We start from the raw sequence: 23,208 nt of genomic DNA on the forward strand, positions 1-23,208 counted from the left end.
AGCGTCGTGGGAAACCCAGCTATATCTGCGCGAGCGTCGGGGGGCGGACGCTCGCTCACGTTTGGGGGGTTTCCTGCGGACGCTCGCGCAGATGATGTGCGCGAGGGTTAGAAACCGTGGCTCAGCACTAGGCCCAGCGAGAACAGCACGCTGTAGCCGAGGTTGATCAATCCAGTCTGCTTCAGCACCGGGATCAGGCTCTTGCGCTTCCTGCCGTTGACCATGAGCCATGCCGGCATGAGGCAGGCAGGGATCAGCAGCAGCACGATCAGCATCCACGGCTTAGTGGGCGCCAGCACGATCACCAACAGGATGGCGACGGCCAACATCAGGACGTAGCTCTCGCGGGCGTGACGGTCGCCAAGCCGCACCGCCAGTGTGCGCTTGCCCGCGGCCATGTCCGTGGGGATGTCGCGGACGTTGTTGGCCATCAGCAGGGCGCAGGCGATCAATCCCGTGCCAATCGCTCCGATAACGGCCGGCATGCTCACTTGACCAGCCTGGGTATACGTGGTGCCCAGCGTTGCCACCAACCCGAAGAAAACAAACACGAAGAGGTCGCCCAAGCCCATGTAGCCGTACGGGTTCTTGCCGCCGGTGTAGCCCCAGGCAGCAAGAACGCAGCCGAGGCCCACCAAGATCAGCCACCAGCTCTGAGTGATGATCACCAGGACCAAGCCGAACACCATCGACAGGCCGAAGGCTCCGAAGGCAGCCCACTTGACGTGGTCCGGGCGTGCCACGCCGGAACCTACCAGCCGGAGCGGGCCTACGCGGTCCTCATCGGTGCCGCGGATGCCGTCCGAATAGTCGTTGGCATAGTTGACCCCGATCTGCAGCAGCAGCGCCACCAGGGCGGCGAGGATGGCGTTCAAGACCCGGAATGACTGAAGTTCGTAGGCGGCCGCGGTACCGATCAGCACCGGCGCGATCGCGGCCGGCAGGGTGCGCAGGCGGGCGCCTTGAATCCATTGTGCAGCAGTTGCCACGTTCAGTACCTCGTGTTGTTTCGCATTGGGGAAGGCAGATGACGGTCGGGGAGAACTTGTCTATTCTCCCTGATGCACCTCGGTGAGCAGCTCGATCATCGCCAGCCGGTCCGGTTTTCCGTTGGGGAGCATGATGAGCCCATCCGTCGTGAGCACCGTTTTCGGAGCGAGGGACCCCAGCTTTTCGTGGCAGAGCGCCTTGTAGTGCTCAACGCCTTCCGGGGAGCTGTCCTCGACCGCCACATAGGCCGCCACTGCCTGGCCCCACTCACGGGAAGGTACGCCGGCCACGAAAGCCGCGGTCACGCCGTCGAACTTTTCAAGCTCCGCCTGGATGAACGCGGCGGAGGCTTTGACGCCGCCGGTGATGATGACGTCGTCGTCGCGTCCCAGCACGGTGAGCGTGCCGTCCGCCGCGAGCTCGCCGAGATCGTTGGTGCGGTACCAGCGGGTGCCGTCCTCCTCGAAGAACGCCTCGGCACTCGCCTCGGGCGCGTTCAGGTAACCGGCGGCCACGGTGTCACCGCCGAGGAGGACCCGGCCGCCGTCGTCGAGCATGACCCTGACGCCCTCCAGCGGGCTTCCGTCGTACACGCAACCACCGCACGTCTCAGCCGAGCCATAGGTGGTCACAACCTTCAGCCCGGCCTCCCTGGCAGCGTCCAGCAGCGCGGCGGAGGCAGGTGCCCCGCCCAGGAGGATGGCGTTGAAGCGGCGAAGGACCGCAAGTGTTTGCGGCGAGGGCGAGTCCAAGAGCCGTTGCAGCTGGGTGGGCACCAAGGAAGTGAAGCGGATTTTGTCCGTGAGTTCTTCGGCGGCCGCGGTGAAGGCCTCGGGGGTGAAGCCGTTGGAAAGGTCCATGGCCCACGGACGCGTGCCCGCGAAAAGCGAGCGGACCAGCACCTGGACCCCGGCGACGTACTGCAGCGGCAGGGCCAGGAGCCACTGTCCCTCGCCCCGGAGTGCGATTGCTGTGGCCATGGAAGAAGCTGCAAGCTCGTCGACCGTGAGCACCGTGGCCTTGGGCGTGCCGGTGGAACCGGACGTGCGGACCACCACTGCCGCATCCTCGAAACCGGGTGTTTCAATCGGGGAGGCGTGCGGGGCGCCGTCCTCCGATGCGGTGATTTCGACGGCGGGGCCCTCGTCGTGGAGGGCGGCGGCCAGGGCCTTGAGAACGGGATCGATGTTCACGGGCGAGTCCTAGAAGTAGTAAGGGAAGTTGGACCAGTCCGGATCGCGCTTCTCGAGGAAGGCTTCCTTGCCCTCCACGGCTTCGTCCGTCATGTAGGCCAGGCGCGTTGCCTCGCCTGCGAAGACCTGCTGACCGGCAAGGCCGTCGTCGGCCAGGTTGAAGGCGAACTTGAGCATGCGAATGGCCTGCGGAGACTGGCGCGCGATGTCCGCGGCGTACTCCAGAGCGACCTCCTCAAGGCGCCCATGGTCAACGGCTTCGTTGACAGCGCCCATCCGCACCATGTCCTCCGCGGAATACTCACGGGCCAGGAAGAAGATTTCGCGGGCGGCTTTCTGGCCGATCTGGCGGGCGAGCAGCGCCGAGCCGTAACCGGCGTCGAAACTTCCCACGGTGGCATCGGTCTGCTTGAACTTGCCGTGCTCGCGGGAGGCGATAGTAAGGTCAGCGACAACGTGCAGCGAGTGCCCGCCACCCGCGGCCCAGCCGTTGACGACGGCGATGACCACCTTGGGCATGGTCCGCATGAGCCGCTGGACCTCCAGGATGTGCAGGCGGCCCGCCCGGGCGGGATCGATGCTCTCCTGCGTCTCGCCGTCGGCATAGCGGTAGCCGTCGCGGCCGCGGATCCGCTGGTCCCCGCCGGAACAGAAGGAGTGGCCGCCGTCCTTGGGGGAGGGGCCATTGCCGGTGAGGAGCACCGTGGCGACATCCGGGGTCATTCGGGCGTGGTCCATGGCGCGGTAGAGCTCGTCGACGGTACCGGGACGGAAGGCGTTGCGGGCCTCCGGCCGGTTGAAGGCGATCCGGACCGTGGGAAGGTCTTTTGTCACGGAGCCGGCTGCGTCCCGCTCGACCTGCCGGTGGTACGTCATGTCCTGGAAATCGTCGAAACCAGACACGGTGCGCCAGCGCGTCGGGTCAAAGACGTCGGATACCTTGGCGGGGAAGTCGTTGCTCACCCTCCGAGTCTAGTAATCCACTCAGCTGATGCAGAACTCGTTGCCTTCGGGGTCGGCCATGGTGTGCCATTCGTGCGGACCTTGCTTGGCCGTCCACAGGTATTTCGCGCCCCGGGCTTCCAGGGCGGCGCGGACCTCATCCTTGTCCTGTCCGTCGAGGCGAACGTCCCAATGGACGCGGTTCTTGACGGTTTTGTCCTCCGGGACGGTCTGGAAGAGGAAACGCCTGCGGGTGTCCTTGTCCCGGTCTTCTGCCGGGCCAATGGCCGCACCGTCTTTCCACACGAGCTTGCCGTTGTGCGTGGTGGTCTCAGACCCGGTGGCGAATCCCTGATCCACCATGGACCGGATGAACGCCTCGTCCTGGGGCTCCACAATCCAGTCGAGCGTTTCGGCCCACCAGTCGGCCAGGACGTGCGGATTCTTACAGTCGACAACTACCTGAAAGTTCAGTGCCATGGACTGAACCTACGACGACGGCGCGTGGCCGCGGAAGTGCCTAGCGGACAGTTTCGGTCCGGGTTGCCCAACTGACTCGCATTAAGTGTCGTTTTGAGCCCGCAAAACGACAACAACTGCGAGTCAGTTGGGTTGGTTACCCGCCCAGAAGCTGCGGCGGGATCGCGTAGATGAGCAGGAGTGCCAACAGGTTCTTGGAGGCGTGGACGAAGTAGGAGAACATCACATTCTTGCCCGTCCAGACATACACGGCTACCAGGACGGCCCCCATTCCGAGGTAGGGCGCCAGGGCGGGAAGTACCAACCCTTCACGCCCCACGACATGGATGGCTGCGAAGCAGAGCCCTGACAAGACACAACAGACCCAGATGTTCAGGTGGCGGGACAGCTTGCCGATCAATAAATGCCGGAATAGGTATTCCTCCACGAAGGGACCCAGCACCACCAGCAAAGGCACTACGAACCAAGCCGGCAGTTGCTGTACCAGGGACTGGAGGCCCAGCTGGTTCTGCGATTCCTTGGCGGATCCGGTAGCCGCCACCAGAACGACAGTGAGCACCAACATTGCCACGATGGATAGGGGAATCATGGCCAGCGTGAACCACGGGCGCGTCGCCAGAATCAGGAGGTCGCGGGCCATGACGCGCCACGCGGACGCAACCGCGAACAGGCCGACAGCCGCGTAGAAAGCAAGGTTGATCGCATAGACGGCGGTAGCCGGGTCCGGGAGTAGCTGCTGCACGAAGGCCGTCACCGGGGCTGCGGCGAGGCTCAGGACAGCCGCCAATGATGCATAGAGTCCTGCGGCCGCAGCATCCAGGCCGGTGAAACGGTATAGCCTCCCGGCCGGCGGAATGGTGCCCATGTGTCCAGCGTAGCGCCCCTCTTTGTTGCCCGCGTCACGCTCCGCCGGAATCACCGGGTAGGATGGTCTTGCCGGATTTACCTTCGACGCTTCCGTGTTTGCGCTACTGATTCGACTCGCCAACAGGCCAAAAGATCGAATCTCGTGCGCCGATACGCGTGAAGCCAGGGCCGGCATTTTCCCCAACCCACAAGGAACAGCTGTGCCTCAAAACACCACAACCGACCTTCAGCGCGAGCCGGAAATCCTGGCAGCGCCCAGTACTTCTACAACGTCAGAAAACCTCAGTGCCGAGGGCTACAAGAAGACCCTGAGCGGCCGCCACGTCACCATGATCTCCATGGGCGGGGCCATCGGCGTCGGACTCTTCATGGGTGCCGGCGGACGGCTGGCCTCCACCGGACCGGCCTTGATTTTCTCCTACGCCATCGCCGGCGTCATCGCCTACCTGCTCATGCGCGCCCTCGGCGAGCTCATCATGTACCGCCAGACGTCTGGCTCCTTCGTCAGCTACGCCGGCGAAATGTTCGGCAAGAAGGGCGCCTTCCTGTCCGGCTGGATGTATTTCATCAACTGGGGCATGACCGGGATCGCGGAGCTGATCGCGATCGGCCTGTACTTTCAGTTCTTCTTCCCCAATGTGCCAGTCGAGGCGTCTGCCATCGCGGCGCTGTTGTTGCTCGTGGCCGTGAACCTGCTCAGCGTCAAAGCGTTCGGTGAATTCGAATTCTGGGCCTCGGTCCTGAAGGTCGGTGCCATCGTGATCTTCCTGGCCGTGGGCACCTTCATGGTGGTCACCAACGCCAAGGTGGGCAACGGCCACGCGTCCGCGGCCAACCTCTTCGACGGCGACGGGGGAATGTTCCCCAAGGGCGCCCTCGTCATGGTCCTCGTCCTGAACGCCGTGATCTTCGCTTACAACGGCATCGAACTCGTCGGCATCACAGCTGGTGAGATGCAGGATCCCAAGCGTGAAGTGCCCAAGGCGATCCGCGCCGTCGTGCTCCGGATCGTGGTCTTCTACGTCGGCTCCGTCCTTCTCCTGGCCATGCTGCTGCCGTCCGACCAGTACAAAGCCGGCGTTTCGCCGTTCGTCACCGTATTCGGCCAGATGGGCCTTGGCTGGGTGGGCGACGTGATGAACATGATCGTCATCACAGCTGCGCTGTCCTCCTGCAACTCCGGCCTGTACTCGATCGGCCGGGTGTTCCGCACCATGGCCAACAATGGACATGCTCCGCAGTGGCTCACCAAGATGTCCTCGCGCCACGTCCCGTACGCCGCGATCCTTGCCATCGCGGCGTTCTACCTCGTGGGCATCCTGATGAACATCTGGCTGGGCGGCTCGCATGCCTTTGACCTCGCGCTAAATACCGCGTCCATTGGTGTCATCTTCACCTGGGGCGCCATCTTCGCCAGCCAGATCGCACTACGCCAACAGAAGGGCAAAGTCTCCACCCTTCCGATGCCCGGATCGCCGTGGACCAGCTGGGTGGGCCTCGTTGCCCTCTTGGCCATTACCGTGCTGATTGGCTTCGACACCATGACCAGCAAGACCGGCGAAGTGTTCCTCCTGGGTCTCTGGACCCTGGCCACCATCCCGTTCTTCGCCGTCGTGCTGTGGCTCGGCTGGCAGAAGGTCAAAAACAACGAGCCGAAGAGCGAGCTGTTCAGCTAATCCCCACCGCATCCGTTGCTCCGTAACTGCCGTTTTGAGCGCTCAGAACGGCAGTTACGTGGGCCCACGCCGGCGAGGGCCCCGGCCTGAGCTTGCGAAGGCTGGGAGCCTGTGGGGAGCAATCGATCGATTCAAATCGATCTAATCTGTTCAGCCCTTCAGGTACTTCGCGAAATGGTCCTCGATGCGTTGCCAGGCTTCCGGGGCGGCAGCGGGATCGGGTTTGATGCCCATCACCCGCATCAACGGCCTCAGTGCCCGGGGCCCAACCGGAACGTCGTTCAAAAAGGCGTGGCCCGCCGTCGGGAACTCCTTGACATCATGCTCGATCCCGAGGTTCGTGAGCGCGGCTTCCAACTTGGCGGACGCTCCCCGCAAAGTCCGGTCCTGGCCTCCATAGTTGGCCACCACCGGGCACGCGCCTTCCAACGCCTGCTCCAGATCCCGCGGCAATTGGCCATAGTTGACCGAGGCGGCGTCGAAGTCGTCATGGGCTGCGAGCAGGGCGAAGGCACCTCCCATGCAGAACCCGATGACCCCCACCTTTCCCGTGCACCTAGCATCGCCGCGGAGCCAAGACCGGGCGGTGGACACGTCCGTGAACGCTCGGCCCGTGCCGGACATCAGGGAGCGCATGGTCGCCACGAGGCAGCGCCCCGCGCCGCCGTCGCTATAGAGGTCGACGGCGAGCGTCAGGTAGCCTGCCGCCGCGAGCCGATCCGCGTGGCGGCGCATCATGTCATCGAGCCCAAAGGCTTCATGGATGAGTACGACGCCGGGGAACGGCCCCTCGCCGTCGGGCTCGGCCAGGTACCCCTGCAGCGAGCGGGAGCCTCCGGCCGCCGCGCTCTCCGTGCTCAAATCGATGTGCACCATGGTGCAATCCTGCCAGACCGTGCAAGCGTCTTGTCGGCTGTTTTTGTCTGCGGTCGCAGTTAGGCTCGATGCATGGACCACAGCACCACTCTCAGCCAGCACGTCAACGCCTCCCGCGAGAAAGTCTGGGCCGTCATCTCTGACATTCCGGGCTCGGCCAGGACCCTCTCGGGCGTGAAAGCGATCCAGATGCTCGGCGAGGGACCCTATGGCGAGGGCACGCGCTGGAAGGAAACACGCGTCATGATGGGCCGGGAGGAAACCGTGGAAATGCAGGTTTCCCAGAGTGATCCGCCGGGCAGCACCACCGTCACGGCGCGGCAGGGCGGCGCGGACTACACTACCCGCTTCACCCTGGAAGAGCGCGACGGCGGGACGGAACTGACGTTGTTCTTCGGTGCCGAGGTCCTCAAGCCGACTTTCCTCAGCAAAGTCATGATGGCCGCGTTCGGGAAGCTCGGGATGAGTGTCACGCGGAAGGCGCTCGCGAAGGATCTCGCCGAGATCGCGGCGAAAGCGGAGTCGCTCTAGTGGCGGCGGTCGGCAAGGTGACGGCACCCCGGATTTCACCGATCAGGCTTGACGAGCTCCGCGACGATCCCGCCCCGGACTTCCAGCGGGGCGAACGGTACGACGGTGTCCGCCTCACCCGCGCCGTGGCTGACGGAGCGGAGTTGAGCGGGGCGGACTTCATCGAGTGCGAATTCAATGGAGTCTCATTCAACGACGCTCAGCTACGCGGCGCGACCTTCCGGGACTGCATCCTGAACGAGCCCTACGCGCCGGTATTCACCGCTGCACGGACCTCGTGGCGTGAAGTCGAGATCAGCAACCCGCGCTGGGGCTCAGCGGAGATGTACGAGGGTGCCTGGCATTCGGTGAAGATCGACGGCGGCAAACTGGACTTCCTGAATCTTCGCGGATCCAAACTCACGGATGTGGTGATCACGGGCTGCATCATCAACGAACTCGACCTCGGGGCCTGTACCGCGACGCGCATGGTGCTCAAGGACTGCACCATCGGGACGCTGGATGTCACGGGGGCCAAGCTCAAGGACGTGGACCTGCGTGGCTCGGATTTCCGCACGATCAATGGACTTGGCGGACTGTCCGGCGTGGTCATTGACGACTATCAGCTCAGCCTCATGGCTCCGCTTTTGGCAGGGCATCTGGGGATCCGGGTGATCTGAGTGAAACAACGGCGCCGCCAGGTAGCGGCGGTTGAGCACGCGGCGTTGACCACGTGTGCAGTTGACCACATGGCAGCGCCGTGTAATCTTTATAGAACGAACGGTCGGTAAATTATTCACCGGCCCCGCTCCCTTCGCGAAGGATGTTCTCATGGTCGAGGCTTTTCTTGTTGGCGGTGCCCGCACCCCTGTAGGCCGGTATGGCGGAGCGCTTTCCGTAGTCCGTCCTGATGACCTGGCAGCCCTCGTGATCCGCGAAGCCGTGGCCCGGGCCGGCGTAGACCCCGATGCCATTGACGAAGTCATCCTGGGCAACGCCAACGGCGCCGGCGAAGAAAACCGCAACGTTGCCCGCATGGCCACCCTCTTGGCGGGACTTCCCCTCCACATCCCGGGCATCACGGTCAACCGTCTCTGTGCCTCCGGCATGAGCGCCATCATCATGGCCAGCCATATGATCAAGGCCGGCGCAGCGGACATCGTGGTGGCGGGCGGCGTCGAGTCCATGAGCCGGGCCCCTTGGGTGCAGGAGAAGCCCTCAACGGCCTTCGCCAAGCCGGGCCAAATCTTCGACACTTCCATCGGTTGGCGCTTCGCCAACCCGCTTTTCACCAAGGGCGAGCTCTCCCGAGGCGGCAAAATGACCTACTCCATGCCGGAAACGGCTGAGGAAGTTGCCCGGGTGGACGGCATCTCCCGTGAGGACGCCGACGCTTTCGCCGTCCGCTCGCACGAACGGGCGCTTGCAGCCATTGCCGGCGGCCGCTTCAAGGACGAGATCGTGCCGGTCACCGTGAAGACCCGCAAGGCAGAAACCGTGGTTGACACCGACGAGGGGCCTCGCGAAGGAACCACCATGGAGGTTCTCGCCGGTCTCCGTCCCGTGGTTGCCGGTGGCTCCGTTGTTACTGCCGGCAACTCCTCCACGCTCAACGACGGCGCATCCGCCATCATCGTCGCTTCGGAGGCTGCCATCGAAAAGTTCGGCCTCACGCCACGTGCCCGCATCATCGACGGCGGTTCGGCCGGCTGCGAACCGGAAATCATGGGAATCGGCCCGGTCCCCGCTACCCAGAAGATCCTGGGCCGTTCCGGACTCACCGTCGGCGACCTTGGCGCCGTTGAACTCAATGAAGCCTTTGCGACGCAATCGCTCGCGAGCATGCGGCGTTTGGGCCTGGATCCGGACATCGTGAACAACGACGGCGGCGCGATCTCCCTGGGGCACCCGCTGGGTTCCAGCGGCTCGCGTATCGCCATCACCCTGCTGGGCCGCATGGAGCGGGAGCTCGCAGGAGCCCACCGTAAGATCGGCCTCGCGACGATGTGCATCGGCGTCGGGCAGGGCGCCGCCATCCTCCTGGAAGGCATGTAATGGCTTTGAACGCCGGAGAATTCGGAACCCTGCTCATCGAGGAACGCGAGGACCGTGTCACTGTCCTCCTGAACCGGCCCGAGGTCCGCAACGCGATCGACCAGCAGATGGTGGACGAACTCCACAAAGTCTGCGAATACCTTGAACGCGAGCCGAAAATCCTGATCATTGCCGGCGTAGAAGGCGTCTTTGCGTCCGGTGCGGACATCGGCCAGTTGAGGGAACGCCGCCGTGACGACGCCCTGCGCGGCATCAACTCCACCATCTTTGTCCGGATCGCCAAGCTGCCCATGCCCGTCATCGCGGCCTTGGACGGCTACTGCCTGGGCGGCGGGGCCGAGCTCGCTTACGCCGCAGACTTCCGCATCGGTACGCCCAGCTTGCGGATCGGCAACCCGGAAACCGGGCTGGGTATCATGGCCGCGGCCGGGGCCACCTGGCGCCTCAAGGAACTCGTGGGGGAGCCGATCGCCAAGGAAATCCTTCTGGCCGGTGCTGTCCTGCGTGCCGAGGAAGCCCTGCGGATCAACCTCATCACCCAGATCCATGAAGCCCCCGTGCTCATGGAAGCTGCCCACAACCTTGCTGACAGGATCGGCCGGCAAGACCCCCTGGCCGTGCGGATCACCAAGTCGGTCTTCCACGCTCCGGCCGAGGCGCACCCCGTGATCGACACCCTGGCCCAGGGCATGCTCTTTGAATCCCAAGCCAAGTTCGACCGCATGCAGGCGTTCCTCGACAAGAAGAACAGCGACAAGCAGTCCAGCGACAACCCAGACAGGACCCGAAAATGACAGCAACACCCGCTATTCCGCATGTTGTCGGTGTCCTCGGCGGTGGCCGCATGGGCGCCGGCATCGCCCATGCCTTCTTGATCAAGGGCGCCACAGTGATCGTCGTAGAGTGCGATCACGAAGCCGCGGCCGGGGCGCAGGGTCGCGTCGCTGAGGCTGTGGCCAAGTCCGCTGCCCGCGGCACCCTGACCGAAACCGCGGACGAAGTATTGTCCCGGTTCAGCACCTCCACCGACTACGACTCCTTTATTCACTGCGGGCTCGTTGTGGAGGCCGTACCCGAGGATTACGAGCTCAAGGTCGCAGCCCTCAAGGCAGTGGAGGAGCACATCTCCGCGGACGCCTTCCTCGCCTCCAACACCTCGTCCCTCTCCGTCACCGGCCTTGCTTCGCAGCTCCGTAGGCCGGCTAATTTCGTAGGCTTGCACTTCTTCAATCCCGTCCCGGCGTCCACGCTCATCGAAGTTGTCCTGGCGAAGGAAACCTCCCCCGAGCTCGCCGCCACGGCAAAAAGCTGGACCGAGGCACTCGGCAAGACCGCCGTCGTCGTCAATGATGCGCCCGGCTTTGCGTCTTCGCGGCTCGGCGTCGCGATCGCCTTGGAAGCGATGCGCATGGTGGAAGAAGGCGTGGCTTCAGCGGAGGACATCGACGCCGCCATGGTGCTCGGCTACAAGCACCCCACGGGACCGCTCAAGACCACGGACATCGTGGGTTTGGACGTGCGCCTGGGCATCGCCGAATACCTCCATTCGACGCTGGGGGAGCGCTTCGCGCCACCGCAGATCCTGCGCGACAAGGTTGCCCGCGGCGAGCTGGGACGGAAGACAGGCAAGGGATTCTTCGACTGGACTGACTAGTGCCTCGGGCCTCCCAACTGACTCGCATTTGTTGTCGTTTTGAGGCCTCATAACGACCACTACTGCGTGGGCCCACGCCGCCAGGGTTCCCTGGCCGAGCTTGCGAGGCGAGGGTGGCGGTGGGGATTACTTGGGATCCAACCCCGGTCCAAAAGGGCGGCGCAGACTTTTGCGACGGCGGACCGTGCGTCATTCTCCATGTGCCGTTTCGAGATCCTGACCACATGCCAGCCCGCACGGGAGAAGTCCTCTTCGCGGGCAATGTCACGCCTGGCTTGGCGAGGGCAGCGATCGGTGCCTCAACCGCCGTCGGCTCACACCGGCGTCGGCCGCTTCCTGAAAGGTAAATGGGGCACTCGCCGGCGGCGCCGGCAAAGGTTGCGGTGTCCTCATCGCCCCATCGTTGCAAATCCCGGAACGTCATTTTGAGTTATCCACAGGCGCACGCCCGGGAACCCCAACTGACTCGCAGTAAGTGTCGTTTTCAGGCCCCAAAACGACAACGAATGCGAGCTACTTGGGTCGGTTAGGCTAGCCGGGTGACTCTCATTGCACCTGTGACCCTGGATGGCCGCTTCGTAACCTTGGAACCGCTGAGCCTCGAGCACCACGATGGCTTGGTGGACGCCGCCAAGGACGGCGAGTTGTGGAAGCTTTGGTACACCTCCGTGCCGTCGCCTGAAGGCATGGCTGCGGAGATCGACCGCCGGCTCGCGCTGCAGGAGCAGGGATCCATGCTGCCATTCGCCACCCGGTTGAAGGCGAGCGGCAAGCTGATCGGCATGACCACCTACATGAACATCGACGCCGCCACACCGCGCGTCGAGATCGGCTCCACGTGGAACGCCGCCTCTGCACACGGCAGCGGCAGCAACCCCGATTCCAAGCTGTTGCTCCTCCGCCACGCCTTCGAAACCCTCGGCTGCCCCGCCGTCGAATTCCGCACCCACTGGCTCAACCACCAATCGCGTGAGGCCATCGCCCGGCTGGGCGCCAAGCAGGACGGCGTGCTCCGGAACCACTCGCGCACGCTGGACGGAGTACTACGCGACACCGTCGTGTTCTCCATTCTCGAACACGAATGGCCTGCCGTGCGTACCGGCCTGGAGTTCAGGCTCGCGAAGCGGTCCTGAACTCGAAGCCCCGGGCGCGGCACCCCGGCGAGGGGCCAGAGCGCGGCGCCAACTACTTCTTGAGGGCGCTGTTGACCGCCGTCCGGTATCCCTGGGAGTAACCGGCGTCGTTCGGATGGAAGTTCTCCAAAGCGAGCGCCGGCGGATCCAGGGGCGATGGCTGGGTGTAGTGGATCCACGGATTATTGGAACCGATTCCGTGCCCAGTGAATCGCTCCGTCACGCTGACGTAGCCCACACCTGCGGCGGAGGCGGCGCCGGCAATGGTCGCATTCAGCTGGTCAGCCATTCCGTTCAACGTGGTGGCCAGCTGTTTCTGCTCCGCAGGCATCTTGGTGCCGACGGTGAAGAGTCGAGGGTAGCCCGTCAGCACAATGTCGGCGTTTGGTGCCTTTTGCCGGATGGACTGCACCAAGGCGACGATGTTGCCGGGCAGCGCGGGCAGGGCGTTCGCCACACTTTGCACGGCCGAAGCACACGCCAGGGGATCGCCGCTGGTGCAGGCCACCGCCACGGCTCCCGTGCCGACGTCGTTGCCGCCCACAGTGACCGAGACCTCGGTGGCGGATCCCAACGCGATCGCTGCAGGGTCGGTGGGGGAGAGATTGTCCAGGCCTGCCTTGACACTCAGCGTCGTAGCGCCGAAGCAACCCAGATTCAGGCCGCCCAAAAGGGCGGCATAACTGTCCAGGCTCTGGTGGCAGGCAGGCAACGAGGCCGGAGCCGGACTGCTGCCGCCCGTGCCTGCGGCATAGGAATCGCCGAGAGCTACATAGACATCGGCCGGTTTCGCCGAGACGGGGTTCGCTTGGGCCGGTCCAGTCCCGAGGCCGGCCACGAGCGCGACGGCGGCGAAGGCCCCGCCCAGTAGGCGGCCATAGCGGCGCCGCGGATTTGCTGAATGCATGACTTTTATCCCCCTCTTGTCGGTCTGCAGTGCCGCCTTGGCGGCGCGGGCCATCCCTGCCCCAGCAGTCTTGCGGCCCAGACTACGCGAGCCGGGCGCCCACGACTACGAAAAGCGGCCTTGTTCTTCCATTCGGTTTACAGCAGGAGCCAAGGCGCTGCGGACCGAGGTCCACGACTTGAGGACCTCCAGCACGCCCGGATCGCGTTCTGTCAAAACGGCCTGTTCGTAGGATTCCTCAAGAAGCGCGTCCACGGAGATCCGGGTGCCGGTCGAGGCGCTGAGCATAGCTGCCTCCACCATGGCCAGGCTCATGATGTTCTGGTGAACCTGCCCCATGGGGGTGATTCCGGTGCGCAGGGCAGCCACGAAGTCACGCAGTGAACCGGCGATTTCCTGCCCCGGCTCATCGCTGTCTGCCCCGAGTGGAACCTCGATGGAATCCACGAGCGGTTCATTGTCGCCGTCCCACAGGACCGTTCCGTGTTCGCCGCTGATCCGCCACGACGCGTTCCATGAGGTCTCCCGGCCCGGGCTGCACCAGCTACCTGTGAACACGAAGCGCTCCCCGCCAGTCATCTCGAAGATGGCTGTGGCCCCGGCATCTCCCCGGTACCAACTCCAGGACGGGTTGTATTCCTCACAGAACACGGAGACGGGATCCGCGTCGAGCAGGAAACGGGCCATGTCGAATTGATGGATGGCCATGTCCAGAAGCAACGGGTGGTCCATCGTGTCGCGGAAGCCGCCGAAGTGCGGGGCCTTGAAGAACTCCGCCGACACGATACCCACCGTACCGAGCGCCGAAGCGAGCCGTTTGGCCTCGAACAATTGGCGGTTGTACCGGCGGGACTGGCTGACCATGAACAGTTGGCCGGTGAGTTCCGACGCCGCGGCCAGCGACAGCCCCTGGGCGACGGTTGAGGCTACGGGCTTTTCGCCTAGTACCGGCAGTCCGGCAGCCAGCGCCTCGGTGGTGACCGGGTGGTGGGCCACCGGAACGGTGACGTTGATGACCGCGTGGGCTCCGACGTCGGACGCCAACGCAGCGGTACCGGCACCTACCGGCAGGTCCGGGCGCCCGATAGCCGCCGCGCCGGCGCGGGCGGCATCCAGATCCAGGTCAACGATCCCCGCGAGCTCCACAAGCGGCGACTCCTGCACCGTCCGAAGCCACGCGCGGCCCATGCCACCGGCGCCGACGACGACGACGCGAAGGGGAGTGCCGACGTCGGGAATGGTGGCGAAAGGGGTACTCATGCGTTGGCTCCCTGGTAGCTCTTGCCGTTGAAGAAATCGTTGGTCTCATAGCGAAGCAGTTCCGGGTAGACGCGCTCCGGCCGATCGGTGACGGCCCATTCGACAGCGTTGGAGATCACCCGGCGGACATCCTTATGGTGGTAGACCGGGTAGTCCTGGTCGCCGGGGCTGAAGAAGAAAATCTTTCCATGGCCGCGGCGGAACGTGCAGCCGGAGCGGAATACTTCGCCGCCGCTGAAGGAACTGATAAACACGAGTTCCTCGGGAGTGGGGATATCGAAGAATTCGCCGTACATTTCCTGCTGCTCGATCACGATGGGGTGCGGCACGCCCTTCGCGATGGGGTGGGTGGGGTCCACAGTCCAGACCAGTTCGCGGTCCTGCTCGCTCCGCCAGCGCAGCGTGCATGAGGTACCCATGAGCTTGGTGAAGATCTTCGACCAGTGCCCGGAGTGCAGCACGATCAGGCCCATGCCGGACAGGACGTGGCGGTGCACGCGCTCCACGATCTCGTCGTCGACGTCGCCGTGGGACATGTGCCCCCACCAAGTGAGGACGTCCGTGTTGGCGAGGACTTCTTCGGTGAGGCCGTGCTCGGGCTCGTCGAGGGTGGCGGTGCGGACACTCGCCTTGGCGCCGAGGTTTTCCTCGATGCCGGCCTTCACGGCCCCGTGCATGCCTTCGGGGTACAGGCGGGCCACCAGCTCGTCGCGCTTTTCGTGCCGGTTTTCGCTCCAAACGGTCACGCGGATTGGTTCAGACATGGTTTCTCCTAGAAGTTTTGTTTGTACGGCTTTGGGTGCCCGACGGCGGTGCGGCACCGCGGGCGGCGCGCTGCGCGCCGGCGGCGGGTCCCGCCGTCGTGAACTGGCTACTTGAGTGCACTACTTGACCGCGCCGCCGGTTGTGCCCGCCGCGATGTACTTCTGCGCGGCGACCAGCAGGATGATGGCCGGAATGGAGGCTAGGACGGCCGTGGCCATGACGGAGCTCCAGTCGTTCACGTAGGCGCCGATGTATTGGAAGATTCCCAGGGTGACGGGCCGCACCGCCTCGGTGGTGGTCAGCGTCAGAGCGAACAGGAAATCGCTCCACGTGAACAGGAAGGTGAAGAGTCCCGCGGTGATGAGCGAGTTCCTGCTCAGTGGCACCACGATGGACCAAAAGGCCCTCAGGTGCCCGGCGCCATCCACGCGCGCTGCCTCGATCACGGACGCTGGCATGCCGTTCATGAAGGCCCTGATGATGAGGATCGCGAACGGGATGCCGTGGGCGGAATCTGCGAGGATCAGGCCCGGGATGGAATTGAGCAGGCCAAGATCGTTGTAGGCCGTGTACAGCGCGTTGGCCACCACGATTCCGGGGATCATTTGGCTGATCAGGATCGCGAACAGGACCACGCCGGCGCCTTTGACCTTGAAATAGGCCAAGGCGTATGCCGCCGGTGCCGCGATAGCCAAGCTGAGGACCACGCTGCCCAGCGAGATCACCAGGCTGGTGGCCAGGTTCCCGCCCTGTTCGCTGATCGCCGTGGCGTAGCCCGTGAAGTCCGGTTTCAGCGGCAGCCACGAGGTTTCCAATGTGGTGCCGTTGGGCTGCAGCGAGGCGTTGATCATCCAATACACGGGGAACAGCATGATGGCCAGGAAGAAGATCGCCAGAACCGTGTAGCCCCACTTCTTGCGCTGGGGTCCGGGGTCTTTGGGCGCCGGTCCTGTTCCGTTGAGGCCAGGCGCCGAACGGCGGCTGGTGATTTTCGTCGTCGTCATGGTTTCCTCACTCATCGACGGACCGCCGGCTGGCACGCAGATACAGGACCGCGAAGACCAGGGAAATGACCACCAGGACGTTGCCCAGCGCGGCGCCCTCGCCGAATTTGAACTCGTGGAAGGACAGATCGTAGGACTGGGTGGCGATGGTCTGGGTCGAGTTGGCGGGGCCGCCATTGGTCAGGCCCAGGATGATGTCCAGCACCTTCAGGGTGTAGACGACGCCGAGCACCAGGACCACGCTCACCACGGGCCTCAGCATCGGCCAAGTGATATGCCGGAACGCTTTCCAACCAGTGGCACCGTCCAGGGAACCGGCCTCGTAGAGCTCGTCGGGGATTTCCTGGAGGCCGCCGTAGAGGATCGTCAGATTGAACGGGATGCCGATCCAGATGTTCACTCCAACCACCGCGATCAGGGCCAGCGAAGTGCTGGTGAGCCAAGGAACGCCGGTATCCACGATGTGCAACTGGCCCAGGAACCGGTTCAAGGCTCCGCTGTCCTTGTCCAAGATCCACCGCCACACGGCGCTGGAAACGATGAGCGGCAGCAGCCAGGGGAGCAGGAGCAGCGAACGGAGGATCCCATTGAGCGGGAACCTGCGCTGGAAGAAGACCGCCAGCGCCAGCCCGATCACGAACTGGCCAGCTATCGAGCCGAGGGTGAACAGCACGGTGTTCACCAGCGACGTTGAAAACAACGACGACGACAGCACCTTTGCGTAGTTCGCCAACCCCACCCAGGGGGCCTCGCCCGTGAAGAACGTGGCCGTGGTGTAGTCCTGGAAGCTCATCACGACGTTCTTGACTACGGGGTAGCCGAAGAACAAGGCCATGTAGATGACGGCAGGAACCAGGAACAGCCATTGGTAGATGCGCTCGCGGTGTTTGCGGCTGCGCCTGCGTGGCTTTAGTCCCGTCTCCCCTGGCGGGGTGGTGTGAGTCCCGGATTTTGCCCGCGAGTTGGCACGTATGTTGGCGCGCGACTTGGCCTGCGACAAGTCAGTTGTGAGGGACATGTCCAACTGCTTACTGGCCTTGGGCTTGCTTCAGGGCGTCGGCCGGGGAGGCCTTGCCCGTCAAAGCTGTCTGGATGGCGGTGTAGATCTTGGTCGCCTGTGCCGGCCAAGCCTCACCGAGCTGGCCGGTGCGGGCGCGCGCGGTCTTGATGAGATCAGTGAAGGTGGCGAGCTTGGGGTTCTCGCCGGCGAACTTCGCAGCTAGCGTGGTCTTGGATGGGATGGTGTTGCGGACCTTGGCCATGCCGAGCTGGTTCTCGTCGCTGTTCATGCAGGCCACCACTTCTGCAGCCTTGGCCTGGCGGGCTTTGCTCCCGGTCTGCGGGACGGTCCACACCTCGCCGCCAAGCGGGGCTACGGCCGTCTGGCTGGCGTCGCGGACCGGAATCTTCACGACCCCATACTGCAGCGTGGTCTTCTTGTCGAGGGCCGGAATCTGCCAAGGGCCGTTGACCATCATGGCTGCCTTGCCGGCCATGAACTGGTCCTTGACGTCCGCCTGCGTCCAGTTCAGGGCTGAGGAAGACACTGATCCGTCTTTGACCAGGTCGGTCCAGAGCTGGAGGGCCTGTGCGGTCTCAGGTGTGTCGATGTTCTTCTCGTTGCCGCCGTTGGACCACATGACCGGAAGGAACTGCCATGTTCCTTCATAAGTCGGGTTGGCGTTGAACGCCAGGCCATACTGCTCACCCGAGGTGAGCTTGGTGGCCGCAGTCTTCAGCTCATCCCAGGTGGTGGGCGGCGTGACGCCGGCCTTGGCTAGGATGTCCTTGTTGTAGAAGAGGGCAATCGTGTTCACGGTGGGGGCGAGCCCGTACACCTTGTCCTTGTAAGTGCCGGCGCTCAGCACACCGGGCGCGAAGTCGGCGGTGCTGATGTTGAAATCGGTCAATGGTGCCAGGGCTCCCGTGGCGGCGATCTGCTGCAGGTCCGGATTGTCGAGCATGAGCACGTCCGGCAGCGTCTTGGAAGAGGACTGCTGGAGCACCTTGGAGATCAACGACTTGCCCGGCACGGTTTCGCGCTTGATGGTGACGCCGGCTTTGGTCCCACACGCCGTCAGCGCGTCGCCGATGAACGACTTGTCCGGCTCGTTGTTGTAATAGTCCATCACAGAGATTTCCTTCACGGCTTCCGTGGAGGAGGCGGAGGTGGTGGTGCCGCAGCCGGAGATGGCGAACGGCAGGCCGACCAGTGCTGCGACGGCCAGGGCGAGCGGGCGGCGTGTCCTGATAGCTGACTTCATTGTCTGTTCCTTTGTTCGCGGAGAGGGGAGTTGATGGATCTGCAAGTGGCGAATCGATTCGTCGATGCGTATCGACGATGCTGAAACGAAAGCGGCTGAAACGAAAGGTGAGGTAAGGGCAGGCGTTCGGGTGAGGGGTCGGTGGTGAGATGGGGTTTGTTCAGGCGCCGCGGGGTGGGCGGAGCGTGCTGGAACGGTGCGTGATGACCGTTGGCACCAACTCCAGGGATTCGTGTGGTCCCTGGGAGTCGGCTTCGAGGAGCTGGCACATGATTTTCACTGCGCGGCGGGAAACTTCTCCCGGGCGCAGATCGATGGTGGAAAGCGGAATGGGCTGGAGTTCGGCAAGGGTGGGGGACGCGCTGCCGATCACGGAGACGTCCACGCCGGGGGTCAGGCCGCGGCTATTCAAGATGCGGCGCAGAATGTCCTGGATTGTCCGATCGGGGGCGATGAATGCTGGCTTGCCTGTGGTGCTGGCGAGGGCTTTGTCGACCGATTCGGAGATGGTGGCGTGGTCGATCCCGCCGGGAAGATGGAGCACGGTCACGCCAAGGGCCTCGGCCGCAACATCCGTGCCGTGCAAGAACCGGTCAACGTAGTTCACATGCCGGTCCATCACTGCGGGCTGCCAATCAAGGACGGAAATCACCGAGTGGCCAGTGGCCGCAAGATCCCGGACACAGTGCTCCCCGGCCATTTCGAAGTCGGCGTCGATGCAGACCAGTCCGGACGGATCGCGGGGTATGCCGATCAGCACCACCGGGACGTTCAGGCTGCGGGCCACGGGGAGGCGCTCGTCCTCGTCCTCAACCTGCATGAGGATCAGGCCGTCGCAGATCTGCTGCCCGACGACGCGGCGCAGTCCGGCGGCGCCTTCATCGTCGGTGACCAAGAGAATGTCGTGGTCGTATTGCCGGGCCGAGTTGGCAATAACTGAGACGAATTCCATAATCGATCCCATTTCCAGCTCTGGGATGAACGGAATGACCAGGCCGATGACTCTGGTTTTGCGGCTTGCCAAGGCTCTGGCACCTGCATTGGGCTGGTACGTCAGTTGGTCAATGGCGGCCTCGACCTTTTTCCGGGTCTTCTCGGAAATGGGCCGCTTACCGCTGAGCACATAAGAAACCGTGCTTTGGGCTACGCCGGCCGCCTGGGCGACATCCTTGCTGGTGGGCACTTCCAGGCCTCCTTGCCGGGTGCGGTGTTTGGTCCGATGCCTGATCTGCATCGTCGATACGCATCGTCGATGCGTATCGAGGAAAAGTATGACATAAGTCACGTAAAGCGCACAAGACCCGATCCCCGCTCACATATGCCGGCCTTCTGCGCGACCCTCGCTCACATCATCTGCAGGAGCGTCGGCCGGGGGGTTGATATCTGCAGGAGGGTCGGCCGGGAGGGGTTGATATCTGCAGGAGCGTCGGCCGGGAGGTACACGTTCCAAACCCTCGCTCACATATGGGGGCATTCTTCGCCACCCTCGCTCACATCCGGGTCGTGTGGTTAGCTGTCCGGTATGGATGGGATCTCAACCGCCGCCAAGCAACGAGGCGTCCATTGGGACGGTGCCGTGAACGCCTGGCGTATCGCCGGAAGCGTGTACCGGATGGGCAGGCGGGAATGGCTCACCGAAGCTGGTTGGCAGCAAATGTACGACGCCGGCATCCGCACTGTGATCGACTTGCGGACCGCTCGTGAGCAGCAGCCCAGGGAAGTCGATCCCGTGGTATCCGAGGAGGCAACGGCGCGCTTCGACATTGTCCATTGCCCCACCGAGGACCCGGCAAACGAAGATTTCACCGCCCTCTTTGGCCCCTACCTGAAAGACCCTGCCCACTACGCCGACTACCTGCGGCTCTTCTCGGACAACATCGCCGCGGTCTTCAAGGCCATCGCCGCGGCGCCGGGCGGGGTAGTGGTGCACTGCGCGGCTGGGCGGGACCGCAGCGGAGTCATCGCCGTGATGCTGCAGAACCTGGCAGGGGCAAGCGACGAGGAAATCGTTCGTGGTTACCAGCAGGGGATGCGCGGTATCAACGAGCGCCACCGGCACCATCGCGCCCCGCACGCCCATGATGCCTTTCTCAAGGAAGATGCACTTGAAGCCATGCTGGCATCACGCAGTGTGAGCCTTTTGGAATTCGCGCACTCGCTGGATGCCGCCGCTTTCCTCGCGGCGAACGGCGTCTCGAAAGCCGAAATCGTGGCCATTCGTACCAAGCTCGGGAGCCGGACGGACCAGCGGGAGGTGGCCACGCGCCGTCGTGACCTTCTTTGATGTCGGAAAGCGCTTACGACATGGCGAGTCCCGTCATTCCGACGCAAAATCAGGGCAAACAAGGGCAGGAAGGGCGCAGTCCGGGCAAGCATCTAGTGTGCAGATCGGGGCTCTCATGTATTCTGGGGATATTACCGAACGGCCGGTCAGTAATTTGCGGCCGTTCAGTCCATTTCGTGCCCGTGCCTTGGAAGGACCCGTCGACGATGACCAGTACTGCAGTCGCTCCGGAAGCCACAGTTGTTGAAACCGTGCCCAGTTTCGTCCGGGGCGAGTGGTGGACCCCCAGTGCAGACGCCTCCGCCGGCGTACCAGTGCGCGACGCCAGCACCGGCGAGGTCCTAGCAACGGTCAACACCGACGGTCTGGACCTTGCCGGCGTCGTGAACTATGGCCGCACGGTGGGCCAGCGCGAGCTCGGCAAGCTCACCTTCCACCAACGCGCCCTCAAGCTCAAAGAGCTGGCCCAGTACCTCAACGGCCGCCGCGAGGAGTTCTACACGTCCTCTTTCAAGACCGGCGCCACCAAGATCGACTCGATGGTGGACATCGACGGCGGCATCGGCGTTCTCTTCACCTTTGGCTCCAAGGGCCGCCGTGAACTGCCGAACTCGCAGGTTGTGGTGGACGGTCCCATGGAAGTCCTGTCCAAGGACGGTTCATTCGCCGGCGAGCACATCTACACCCGCATCCCGGGCGTCGCGGCGCAGATCAACGCCTTCAACTTCCCGGTCTGGGGCATGCTCGAGAAGTTCGCGCCCGCATTCATTGCCGGCGTCCCCACCATCGTCAAGCCTGCCACGCCCACCGGTTACGTGGCCGCCGTTGTGGTCAAGGCAATCGTGGAGTCCGGGATACTGCCGGAAGGCTCGCTGCAGCTCATCTCGGGATCCGCCCGGAACTTGCTTGACCACCTCGATTACCGCGACATTCTTGCCTTCACGGGTTCGGCATCCACCGCCAACTCGCTGAAGTCCCACGTCAACGTGGTGCAGGGTGGCGTCCGCTTCACCTCGGAAACTGACTCGCTCAACGCAGCCATCCTCGGACCCGACGCAGTGCCCGGCACCCCTGAGTTCGACGCTTTCATCAAGTCGGTCGTCACCGAAATGACGGTCAAGGCTGGCCAGAAGTGCACCTCGATCCGCCGCACCATCGTGCCCCAGGCCTTGGTGTCCGACGTCGTCTCCGCCATCGGCGCGCGGGTGGATGAGCGCGTCGTGGTCGGTGACCCCCGCGCGGAGGGCGTCACGATGGGCGCCCTCGCGTCCCTCGAGCAGCTAGCCGACGTTCGCGCCGCGGTGCAGTCAATGCTCGACGCCGGTGGCGAGCTTGCGTACGGGACGCTCGATTCGCCGTCGGTCACCTCGCTCGACGGCACCGTGGGCGTCGTCGAGGGCGGAGCGTTCATGTCGCCGGTCGTCCTGAGCTGGGCTGATGTGGACTCGGAAGCTGTCCACTCACTGGAGGCCTTCGGTCCGGTTTCGTCCGTGATCGGATACGCTGACCTCGACGACGCCGTCCGCCTCGCCGCCCGCGGTGGCGGCTCCCTGGTGGCCTCCGTTTGCACTAACGATCCTGGTATTGCCCGCGAATTGGTGACCGGAATCGCGGCCCACCACGGCCGTGTCCTGATGCTCAACCGCGAGGACGCCCGGTCGTCAACCGGGCATGGTTCGCCCGTGCCGCACCTGGTCCACGGCGGGCCGGGCCGCGCCGGTGGTGGCGAAGAGCTCGGTGGCATCCGCTCCGTCATGCACCACATGCAGCGGACCGCCATTCAAGGCTCGCCGAACATGCTCACTGCCGTGACCGGCGTCTGGCACGCGGGCGCGGACCGCAACTTCACGGTGGAGACGGAAGGAACGCACCCGTTCCGGAAGTCGCTTGCGACTTTGCGGATCGGCGACGCCGTGCGGTCCGGACTGAGGCAGGTCACCCTCGAAGACATCACCGCCTTCGCAAACTCCACGGGCGACACTTTCTACGCCCACACCAACCAGGAAGCTGCCGAGGCCAACCCGTTCTTCCCGGGAATCGTGGCGCACGGATACCTGCTGCTGAGCTGGGCCGCCGGCCTGTTCGTGGAGCCCGCTCCGGGTCCGGTCCTGGCCAACTACGGCCTTGAGAACCTGCGCTTCATCACTCCCGTGGCCGCCGGGGATTCGATCCGCGTCACCCTGACGGCTAAGAAGATCACCCCGCGCGAAACCGACGAATACGGCGAAGTAGCCTGGGACGCCGTCCTGACCAACCAGAACGACGAAATCGTCGCCACATACGACGTCCTGACCCTCGTGGAGAAGTAATCCTCTCTTTCCCCTCCGGACGCTCGCTCACGTTTGTGG

22 protein-coding genes are annotated in these 23,208 nt (G+C 64.0%); 9 read left to right on the forward strand and 13 right to left on the reverse strand.

The window, feature by feature from the left end; translation table 11 throughout:
• Positions 1–107: 107 nt before the first annotated feature.
• From AC3ANQ_RS03885 to AC3ANQ_RS03905, 5 genes are all read right to left on the reverse strand, one after another.
• Positions 108–989: a 1,4-dihydroxy-2-naphthoate polyprenyltransferase gene (locus AC3ANQ_RS03885; RefSeq protein WP_488303897.1), complete on the reverse strand. Its 882-nt coding sequence runs from the start codon at positions 987–989 to the stop codon at positions 108–110.
• A gap of 60 nt (positions 990–1,049) precedes the next feature.
• The gene (locus tag AC3ANQ_RS03890) at positions 1,050–2,183 is read right to left on the reverse strand and encodes an AMP-binding protein (RefSeq protein WP_488303898.1); all 1,134 of its coding nucleotides are present in this window, start codon (positions 2,181–2,183) and stop codon (positions 1,050–1,052) included.
• Positions 2,184–2,192: 9 nt separating this feature from the next.
• Positions 2,193–3,146, reverse strand: a complete 954-nt coding sequence (locus AC3ANQ_RS03895) for a 1,4-dihydroxy-2-naphthoyl-CoA synthase (RefSeq protein WP_488303899.1) — start codon at positions 3,144–3,146, stop codon at positions 2,193–2,195.
• A 21-nt stretch (positions 3,147–3,167) separates the two neighbouring features.
• Positions 3,168–3,605 (reverse strand): VOC family protein, encoded by a 438-nt coding sequence (locus AC3ANQ_RS03900; protein WP_488303900.1) that lies wholly within the window; start codon positions 3,603–3,605, stop codon positions 3,168–3,170.
• Positions 3,606–3,741: 136 nt separating this feature from the next.
• The gene (locus AC3ANQ_RS03905) at positions 3,742–4,470 is read right to left on the reverse strand and encodes a CPBP family intramembrane glutamic endopeptidase (RefSeq protein WP_488303901.1); all 729 of its coding nucleotides are present in this window, start codon (positions 4,468–4,470) and stop codon (positions 3,742–3,744) included.
• A 202-nt stretch (positions 4,471–4,672) separates the two neighbouring features.
• Between AC3ANQ_RS03905 and AC3ANQ_RS03910 the strand changes: the two genes are divergently transcribed.
• Positions 4,673–6,148 carry an amino acid permease gene (locus AC3ANQ_RS03910; protein WP_488303902.1) on the forward strand — a complete coding sequence of 492 codons (1,476 nt, stop codon included), beginning with the start codon at positions 4,673–4,675 and terminating at the stop codon, positions 6,146–6,148.
• Between the two features lie 150 nt (positions 6,149–6,298).
• On the opposite strand, the gene AC3ANQ_RS03915 is transcribed toward AC3ANQ_RS03910, so the two are convergent.
• On the reverse strand, positions 6,299–7,024 hold the full coding sequence (locus tag AC3ANQ_RS03915; protein WP_488303903.1) for a dienelactone hydrolase family protein: 726 nt from the start codon (positions 7,022–7,024) through the stop codon (positions 6,299–6,301).
• 72 nt (positions 7,025–7,096) lie between these two features.
• Between AC3ANQ_RS03915 and AC3ANQ_RS03920 the strand changes: the two genes are divergently transcribed.
• From AC3ANQ_RS03920 to AC3ANQ_RS03945, 6 genes are all read left to right on the forward strand, one after another.
• The gene (locus AC3ANQ_RS03920; protein ID WP_488303904.1) at positions 7,097–7,555 is read left to right on the forward strand and encodes an SRPBCC family protein; all 459 of its coding nucleotides are present in this window, start codon (positions 7,097–7,099) and stop codon (positions 7,553–7,555) included.
• Positions 7,555–8,214 (forward strand): pentapeptide repeat-containing protein, encoded by a 660-nt coding sequence (locus AC3ANQ_RS03925; RefSeq protein ID WP_488303905.1) that lies wholly within the window; start codon positions 7,555–7,557, stop codon positions 8,212–8,214. The genes AC3ANQ_RS03920 and AC3ANQ_RS03925 overlap by 1 nt, the downstream gene beginning before the upstream one ends.
• Positions 8,215–8,365: 151 nt before the next feature.
• Positions 8,366–9,589 carry a thiolase family protein gene (locus tag AC3ANQ_RS03930; RefSeq protein ID WP_488303906.1) on the forward strand — a complete coding sequence of 408 codons (1,224 nt, stop codon included), beginning with the start codon at positions 8,366–8,368 and terminating at the stop codon, positions 9,587–9,589.
• Positions 9,589–10,383 carry an enoyl-CoA hydratase/isomerase family protein gene (locus tag AC3ANQ_RS03935; protein ID WP_488303907.1) on the forward strand — a complete coding sequence of 265 codons (795 nt, stop codon included), beginning with the start codon at positions 9,589–9,591 and terminating at the stop codon, positions 10,381–10,383. Before AC3ANQ_RS03930 ends, AC3ANQ_RS03935 begins: the two co-directional genes overlap by 1 nt.
• Positions 10,380–11,243, forward strand: coding sequence for a 3-hydroxyacyl-CoA dehydrogenase family protein (locus tag AC3ANQ_RS03940; protein ID WP_488303908.1), 864 nt, complete (start codon positions 10,380–10,382; stop codon positions 11,241–11,243). Before AC3ANQ_RS03935 ends, AC3ANQ_RS03940 begins: the two co-directional genes overlap by 4 nt.
• A gap of 539 nt (positions 11,244–11,782) precedes the next feature.
• Positions 11,783–12,376 carry a GNAT family N-acetyltransferase gene (locus AC3ANQ_RS03945; protein WP_488303909.1) on the forward strand — a complete coding sequence of 198 codons (594 nt, stop codon included), beginning with the start codon at positions 11,783–11,785 and terminating at the stop codon, positions 12,374–12,376.
• 52 nt (positions 12,377–12,428) lie between these two features.
• Here the strand turns inward: AC3ANQ_RS03945 and AC3ANQ_RS03950 are convergent, their stop codons facing one another.
• The 7 genes from AC3ANQ_RS03950 to AC3ANQ_RS03980 all read right to left on the reverse strand — a co-directional run bounded on the left by AC3ANQ_RS03950 (position 12,429) and on the right by AC3ANQ_RS03980 (position 19,759).
• Complete coding sequence (locus AC3ANQ_RS03950) at positions 12,429–13,283, reverse strand: SGNH/GDSL hydrolase family protein (protein WP_488303910.1); 855 nt, start codon at positions 13,281–13,283, stop codon at positions 12,429–12,431.
• A 105-nt stretch (positions 13,284–13,388) separates the two neighbouring features.
• Complete coding sequence (locus AC3ANQ_RS03955; protein ID WP_488303911.1) at positions 13,389–14,543, reverse strand: Gfo/Idh/MocA family protein; 1,155 nt, start codon at positions 14,541–14,543, stop codon at positions 13,389–13,391.
• The gene (locus tag AC3ANQ_RS03960) at positions 14,540–15,307 is read right to left on the reverse strand and encodes a ThuA domain-containing protein (RefSeq protein ID WP_488303912.1); all 768 of its coding nucleotides are present in this window, start codon (positions 15,305–15,307) and stop codon (positions 14,540–14,542) included. The genes AC3ANQ_RS03955 and AC3ANQ_RS03960 overlap by 4 nt, the downstream gene beginning before the upstream one ends.
• Before the next feature lie 120 nt (positions 15,308–15,427).
• Positions 15,428–16,180 (reverse strand): carbohydrate ABC transporter permease, encoded by a 753-nt coding sequence (locus tag AC3ANQ_RS03965; RefSeq protein ID WP_488305254.1) that lies wholly within the window; start codon positions 16,178–16,180, stop codon positions 15,428–15,430.
• A gap of 139 nt (positions 16,181–16,319) precedes the next feature.
• Positions 16,320–17,330, reverse strand: coding sequence for a carbohydrate ABC transporter permease (locus AC3ANQ_RS03970; RefSeq protein ID WP_488303913.1), 1,011 nt, complete (start codon positions 17,328–17,330; stop codon positions 16,320–16,322).
• A gap of 10 nt (positions 17,331–17,340) precedes the next feature.
• Complete coding sequence (locus tag AC3ANQ_RS03975; protein ID WP_488303914.1) at positions 17,341–18,576, reverse strand: sugar ABC transporter substrate-binding protein; 1,236 nt, start codon at positions 18,574–18,576, stop codon at positions 17,341–17,343.
• A gap of 160 nt (positions 18,577–18,736) precedes the next feature.
• Positions 18,737–19,759 carry a LacI family DNA-binding transcriptional regulator gene (locus AC3ANQ_RS03980; RefSeq protein ID WP_488303915.1) on the reverse strand — a complete coding sequence of 341 codons (1,023 nt, stop codon included), beginning with the start codon at positions 19,757–19,759 and terminating at the stop codon, positions 18,737–18,739.
• Positions 19,760–20,098: 339 nt separating this feature from the next.
• Between AC3ANQ_RS03980 and AC3ANQ_RS03985 the strand changes: the two genes are divergently transcribed.
• Both AC3ANQ_RS03985 and paaZ read left to right on the forward strand, forming a co-directional pair.
• Positions 20,099–20,860, forward strand: coding sequence for a tyrosine-protein phosphatase (locus AC3ANQ_RS03985; protein WP_488303916.1), 762 nt, complete (start codon positions 20,099–20,101; stop codon positions 20,858–20,860).
• Positions 20,861–21,066: 206 nt separating this feature from the next.
• Positions 21,067–23,169 carry a phenylacetic acid degradation bifunctional protein PaaZ gene (gene paaZ / locus AC3ANQ_RS03990; RefSeq protein ID WP_488303917.1) on the forward strand — a complete coding sequence of 701 codons (2,103 nt, stop codon included), beginning with the start codon at positions 21,067–21,069 and terminating at the stop codon, positions 23,167–23,169.
• The last annotated feature ends 39 nt before the right edge of the window (positions 23,170–23,208 follow it).

The organism is Arthrobacter sp. DMZ02-1R (assembly GCF_057747935.1).

Bases quoted from the DNA above. Each gene is read 5' to 3' on its own strand.
- AC3ANQ_RS03965 (WP_488305254.1), bottom strand. From the start codon at position 16,180: ATGCTGTTCCCCGTGTATTGGATGATCAACGCCTCGCTGCAGCCCAAC.
- AC3ANQ_RS03935 (WP_488303907.1), top strand. From the start codon at position 9,589: ATGGCTTTGAACGCCGGAGAATTCGGAACCCTGCTCATCGAGGAACGC.
- AC3ANQ_RS03920 (WP_488303904.1), top strand. From the start codon at position 7,097: ATGGACCACAGCACCACTCTCAGCCAGCACGTCAACGCCTCCCGCGAG.
- AC3ANQ_RS03900 (WP_488303900.1), bottom strand. From the start codon at position 3,605: ATGGCACTGAACTTTCAGGTAGTTGTCGACTGTAAGAATCCGCACGTC.
- AC3ANQ_RS03985 (WP_488303916.1), top strand. From the start codon at position 20,099: ATGGATGGGATCTCAACCGCCGCCAAGCAACGAGGCGTCCATTGGGAC.
- AC3ANQ_RS03970 (WP_488303913.1), bottom strand. From the start codon at position 17,330: ATGTCCCTCACAACTGACTTGTCGCAGGCCAAGTCGCGCGCCAACATA.
- AC3ANQ_RS03950 (WP_488303910.1), bottom strand. From the start codon at position 13,283: ATGCATTCAGCAAATCCGCGGCGCCGCTATGGCCGCCTACTGGGCGGG.
- AC3ANQ_RS03930 (WP_488303906.1), top strand. From the start codon at position 8,366: ATGGTCGAGGCTTTTCTTGTTGGCGGTGCCCGCACCCCTGTAGGCCGG.
- AC3ANQ_RS03975 (WP_488303914.1), bottom strand. From the start codon at position 18,576: ATGAAGTCAGCTATCAGGACACGCCGCCCGCTCGCCCTGGCCGTCGCA.
- AC3ANQ_RS03940 (WP_488303908.1), top strand. From the start codon at position 10,380: ATGACAGCAACACCCGCTATTCCGCATGTTGTCGGTGTCCTCGGCGGT.
- AC3ANQ_RS03960 (WP_488303912.1), bottom strand. From the start codon at position 15,307: ATGTCTGAACCAATCCGCGTGACCGTTTGGAGCGAAAACCGGCACGAA.
- AC3ANQ_RS03915 (WP_488303903.1), bottom strand. From the start codon at position 7,024: ATGGTGCACATCGATTTGAGCACGGAGAGCGCGGCGGCCGGAGGCTCC.
- paaZ (WP_488303917.1), top strand. From the start codon at position 21,067: ATGACCAGTACTGCAGTCGCTCCGGAAGCCACAGTTGTTGAAACCGTG.
- AC3ANQ_RS03905 (WP_488303901.1), bottom strand. From the start codon at position 4,470: ATGGGCACCATTCCGCCGGCCGGGAGGCTATACCGTTTCACCGGCCTG.
- AC3ANQ_RS03955 (WP_488303911.1), bottom strand. From the start codon at position 14,543: ATGAGTACCCCTTTCGCCACCATTCCCGACGTCGGCACTCCCCTTCGC.